General features: G+C 60.9%; 10 protein-coding genes. All 10 read left to right on the top strand.

Annotated elements, in window-relative coordinates; all coding sequences use genetic code 11:
• Window positions 1–107 precede the first annotated feature (107 nt).
• Window positions 108–392, top strand: coding sequence for a hypothetical protein (locus ACTNAU_RS13250; protein ID WP_435546638.1), 285 nt, complete (start codon window positions 108–110; stop codon window positions 390–392).
• Window positions 393–407: 15 nt separating this feature from the next.
• Complete coding sequence (locus tag ACTNAU_RS13245; RefSeq protein WP_441032675.1) at window positions 408–860, top strand: hypothetical protein; 453 nt, start codon at window positions 408–410, stop codon at window positions 858–860.
• A gap of 157 nt (window positions 861–1,017) precedes the next feature.
• Window positions 1,018–1,323, top strand: a complete 306-nt coding sequence (locus tag ACTNAU_RS13240; protein WP_343100140.1) for a hypothetical protein — start codon at window positions 1,018–1,020, stop codon at window positions 1,321–1,323.
• A 45-nt stretch (window positions 1,324–1,368) separates the two neighbouring features.
• Window positions 1,369–2,139 (top strand): pentapeptide repeat-containing protein, encoded by a 771-nt coding sequence (locus tag ACTNAU_RS13235; protein WP_441031736.1) that lies wholly within the window; start codon window positions 1,369–1,371, stop codon window positions 2,137–2,139.
• A gap of 2 nt (window positions 2,140–2,141) precedes the next feature.
• Window positions 2,142–2,999: a helix-turn-helix domain-containing protein gene (locus ACTNAU_RS13230; RefSeq protein WP_441098678.1), complete on the top strand. Its 858-nt coding sequence runs from the start codon at window positions 2,142–2,144 to the stop codon at window positions 2,997–2,999.
• Window positions 2,996–3,169 (top strand): hypothetical protein, encoded by a 174-nt coding sequence (locus ACTNAU_RS13225; protein ID WP_441032671.1) that lies wholly within the window; start codon window positions 2,996–2,998, stop codon window positions 3,167–3,169. Before ACTNAU_RS13230 ends, ACTNAU_RS13225 begins: the two co-directional genes overlap by 4 nt.
• 193 nt (window positions 3,170–3,362) lie before the next feature.
• On the top strand, window positions 3,363–3,677 hold the full coding sequence (locus tag ACTNAU_RS13220; protein ID WP_441031741.1) for a hypothetical protein: 315 nt from the start codon (window positions 3,363–3,365) through the stop codon (window positions 3,675–3,677).
• On the top strand, window positions 3,674–4,261 hold the full coding sequence (locus ACTNAU_RS13215) for a pentapeptide repeat-containing protein (protein ID WP_441031743.1): 588 nt from the start codon (window positions 3,674–3,676) through the stop codon (window positions 4,259–4,261). Before ACTNAU_RS13220 ends, ACTNAU_RS13215 begins: the two co-directional genes overlap by 4 nt.
• The gene (locus ACTNAU_RS13210) at window positions 4,258–4,638 is read left to right on the top strand and encodes a hypothetical protein (RefSeq protein WP_441031745.1); all 381 of its coding nucleotides are present in this window, start codon (window positions 4,258–4,260) and stop codon (window positions 4,636–4,638) included. Before ACTNAU_RS13215 ends, ACTNAU_RS13210 begins: the two co-directional genes overlap by 4 nt.
• On the top strand, window positions 4,635–4,966 hold a 332-nt coding region (locus tag ACTNAU_RS13205; protein ID WP_441098677.1), incomplete at its 3' end, for a hypothetical protein. The genes ACTNAU_RS13210 and ACTNAU_RS13205, both read left to right, overlap by 4 nt.

The following is a 4,966-nucleotide window of genomic DNA, read 5'->3' as shown; positions in this document are numbered from 1 at the left end:
CAAGGAAGCGGAGGACGAGTTCCACGTCGCTGGCCCGGAGCTGCTGGCGATCCTGGTCGCGGCTATCGCGCACCACCGGGCAGAGGACGAGCGGAATGGGGGCGAGGATGACTAGCCCGCACCCCGCGGAGTCCCGCGCCCGCGACGAGCTCCGCACCGTCCTGATGAACCCGCCAGATGACCCTGGCGTGCTGCGGAGCCGCATGGTGGATGTGTTGAGCGAGTTGTGCCACGCGCCATTCGAGCGGTGGCCGCAGTGCGCCGTCGAGCTCCGACACATCATGCTCGCGCACCCGGAGACGGACAAGACGCAGCGCCCCGCCCGCGAATGGATGTGGAGCCGCTTGTCCACGATCGAGAAGATGCAATACAGGAAGACCAACAAGTTCTAGGAAGGACTGATCACAATGAAACTGCCGAAACTGCCCTATATAACGACCCTCGCGACGATGACGAGCGATAAGCGCGACGAGGACGAGCTGGTTCGGTGGCACGCCGAGCATATCGCCGATGGAATGGCGGTCGGGACCATCGACATGCTGGGTGACGTGTATGCCCGCCTACTGCTGGAGTCGCTGATTTCCACCGGGGTCTACTGGTCGTGGTGGGAGCTGGTGACAATGGAGGACGAGAACACGGTGCGGTTCGAGCTTGTGGACCGGACTGTCGTGGTGACTTTCGAGCGGCTATTTGAGCGGCTCAACGAGATTAGTCTGCCGGGTGAGGGGCGGTTCGTGGACGAGTTTAACCAGCGGTTGACTGACCGGGACTACGAGGGTCTGTATGGGATGTGTTCGGACTCGGCGCAGGCGGATGATGTGCTGCAAATGCTGCTGTTCGGTCGGGAGGTGTTTGCATAATTGTGTGCGTGACCTGCGTGTTTGATGGTCGCGAAAAAATGTCAAAGTTTTTTAAAAAAAGTTGCAAAATAACTTGTACGACATGACTAGATGGTATATACTATAGTTACAGGTTAAGGAAACACCTTAACCACCACCACAGAAAGGACAGCCCACAATGATCACCATGGTTACCAAGACCGGAACCTACCGAGGACACACCCCCTGGACCATCGCCCGCCGACTCCACGGCACCAAAGCACAAATCAAGTGGAGCACCGACCCAAACAACCCAGAACGCGGAACCATCGTTGAGAAGAACGGGGTGAATACCTACACCGTACTCGGAACCATCCTCGACATCACCAACGCCGACGGCACCGATTGGACCATCAACGACCGCATGGCCGAGTTGAAGCTCGACCCAGAAATCGACGATGCGTTCTTCGACACCGCAACCGGCGAAGAAATCATCATCCACTAACCCAAAGCCCCATCCGGGGCGGGCCACCCACAGAAAGGCACCACCATGAAACAAGTCATCGACGGGCTTGTTCAATTCAACCAAGCAATCAAGAAAGCACGGCTCACCGATGGGACCTTCACCCTCCAGGGCTACACCATCACCGACGTGAACCTCGGAGACATCACCATCACCGGCGGCGAGTTTGTCGACTGCACCTTCTACGGAAACGACCTAGCCGACGGCGGGTTCACCCGCACCGCCTTCACCGAATGCCGATTCGAGTTCCTCGGAGCCACCGACGCGGAGATGCGCGAGAACGATTTCAAGGACTGCTACTTCCGGGGGCTCGACGCGCTCCGCGCGGACTTCACCGGAAGTCAGTTTGAGGGCTGCACCCTCCAAACCACCGTGTTCATCAACACGAATCTGGAGAACACCATGTTCTTCGACTGCGAGCTGTACGGCGCGACCATGACCCTCGCGAACCTCAAAAAGGCAGGATTTATCAAGTGCAACTTCCGCAACTCCAGCGCGACGTATGCGAACTTCACGATGACGAACCTCACGGACTCGAACCTGTCCGGACTGTCGTGGTGCGGCTCGGTGCTTTCCAACACGCCCCTGGGCACGGTGTACCTGATGCCGACGGGCCGCGGTCTGGTGGTAGACGCGCTCGGGAAGCACCTCACACTGGACGAGTTCGCGGAACTGACGTTCAAGGAGGAACCGGCGAAAACTGCCGCGGTTGAGGGTATTCACCAGCTCGCCGCAGCACACCACCTGTCGTACGCGGATGATCTCGAAACAACAGTGTCCAAATGGAAGGAGCAGTGATTATGGAAGCCAAGAAGGCCACTCCCGAACAGCCGCCCCATGCCGACATTTGCGCATCACCCAAGTGCCCGAACCACGCCCTACGCGAAGTCGGGTACTGCAAGAAGCACGCCTACCTCCACGGCGCGGTTCACCACAAAGTCTCGCCCGTCATGGCCTGCAACCATATCAACTGGCTACTACAGACCGGCTCGACCCGGACGGGAGTCGCGACCGCATCCGGTCTATCCACCGAGACCGTGGACCGCATCCTCAACGAGAACACCACGGCGATCCAGCAGCGCACACACAACGCGGTCCTGGGAACCCCGCCGAGCCGGTCCATTCAGAAGATCAGCACGTGGCAGCTCCCCCGGCGTATCCGCGCCCTCCGCGCCGCCGGGTGGACGGTCAGCGACATCGCCACCGACAGCGGCCTATCGCTCCCCACGATCCTCCACATCCAGCATGAGAGGTGGCCCACGGTCCAGCGACGCACGGCGATCAGCCTGCGCGACACCTACAGCCGTCTATCGTCCCTCCCGGTGAAGAAACCGCACTACCGCGTCGCGAGACAGGGCTGGGCGCTCCCGATGGAGTGGGACAACATCGACGACCCCAACGAGCACCGCGACCGCCCGCCCCTGGGCGACGACAACCCGGGAAACATCGACAAGACCCGCATCCCGGTGGATGACCAGCTGCTCGCGAAGCTCCGAGAACTCGTCGCACACTACGGCAGCATGGCCGAAGCGGCGCGGCATCTCGGGTGGGACGGGAGCCGGGTCCGTACATACCTTACCGGGCGGGTGAAGTCCATCCAGGAGCGCACGTACATCCGAATCATGAATCACCAACCAGAACAGGAAGACAAGCAATGAGCATCAACCGACACCGAATGGCCACCTACATCACCATCGCTACTACGGCGGCGATTATCGCCGTGAAGGCACAGCCCGGGACCAAGACTCACACAGCATCCGCCGAGCTCGCCACCGCGATGCTCGCGAACGTCATCGCCCGCGCCGTGAAGGCCAGGTGTGGAAAGTGACGTACCTCGACCCTCGCAAACTCCGCGTGCGGTACCGCTCCAGGTTCGCGGTGCACCTCGTGTTCACCATTGCCTTGGCGATCATCGCCGAGACAGTATGCAGCGGTGCCGACCTCCACGATGACCTCAACTTACTAACCATGTTTTCCGCTGGGATGGCTCTCACATCCTGGATAACCCTGAAAGATTTCTCATGAGACCCACAATCCGCCGAGGAGGCTTCGGCCGCTGGACCGTCCACGAACCAGACGGCACCGCCACCAACTTCCGCACCCACGCCCAAGCCATTCACCACGCCGACGAAATCGCCCGCACCATCACCATCACACTCCCGCCGTACCGACCACAGCGCAAGGTCGAAGAGGTCATCGTCACGAGCACCGAATACGGCGGGACCTTCTACGGCCCACGGGAAATAGAACAAATAGACATCACTCCCAGCTCGGTAAAGACCATCGCCCTCGCCCTACTTGCTACTGCTCACCACCAGGAGAGGAACCAGAAATGAATCGTGAAGAAGTGCTTGACATTGTGAAAAGCGCACGAGAGGACAATAAGCTCCCGGACCTGCGCGGCGCTGACCTGCACTACGCTGACCTGCGCGGCGCTGACCTGCGCGGCGCTGACCTGTACGGCGCTGACCTGCACTACGCTAGCCTGCGCGGCGCTAACCTGCGCGGCGCTAGCCTGTACTACGCTGACCTGTACGGCGCTGACCTGCGCGGCGCTGACCTGTACGGCGCTGACCTGAGCGGCGCTAACCTGTACGGCGCTGACCTGTACGGCGCTAACCTGCACTACGCTAGATGGGGCGGACTAGAAATCAACCACCTACCCAGCGGCACCCTCCACCTCACCCCCACCCCCGAAGGCTGGCGAATAACCCTCGGCTGCTGGAACGGCACCCCCGACCAACTACGCGACCTCATCGCAAAGGACCAAGGCTGGCCAGAAGCCGAAGGCGACGAAATCACCCGCCGCCGACCCTACATCGAAGCCGCGCTTACCCTATGCGACCTCCACATGCAAGACCACGAAGACATTATCCCCACACTCGCCGAAAAGTGGACAGACAAGGAGAACAACCAATGACCGACAAACAACCCCGCACGCTTGCGGACATGACATCCGAAGAGCTCGAACAATGCCGGGGTATGTGGTGCGACTTATCCATAGAAGCCTGGATCGTGGTTAGTGCCTATTACTCCGAGCAATACAAGCAGACACTGGTGGTGCTGCTTGACCCCGTAGACGGCGAATTGCTAGAAGGCGTGCCCGCAACAGCAGTAACCCCCCGTTTCGATCTGCCCCGTGCTTGGACCCCGGACGGCACGCCCGTGGTGGCCGACCCGGAGGAATACACCGCCGACGGGCGTAGTCGAGTCTATTTCGAGGGCATTGAGAAAGTCGCCTTCCCGCCCGGCACCCGAGTCCGCCGCTGGGTGAGCGACTGGGAGGAAATCGAGTGACTATCTACACCGAGTATCGAGCCACGACGGCGCTTGGTGTCGACCAGGACGGGAACCTCCAGTGGCAGTCGCCGGAGTACTGGCATTGGTACACAGACGGGCAGGAAGCCCGCGAAATCTACGCCGACATCGTAGGCGGACCGTCCGATCGGCTCACGGCGCTCATGTCCCGCCAAGTGACCCCATGGGAGCCAGTAGATGGCCCCATCGCCCCGGACGGCGACCTCATGCCCGCGTACCGCGCCGAGCTGTGGTTGCCCCGCACCCGGGGTGGTCAACCAGAACGCAGCCGGGTAACCATCCCCAAATCCACATACGAAGCCGCCGA

The organism is Bittarella sp. HCP28S3_D9 (genome assembly GCF_052065655.1).
GTDB lineage: Bacteria > Bacillota > Clostridia > Oscillospirales > Ruminococcaceae > Bittarella > Bittarella massiliensis.
This window is presented reverse-complemented; position numbering and strand designations above follow the sequence as displayed.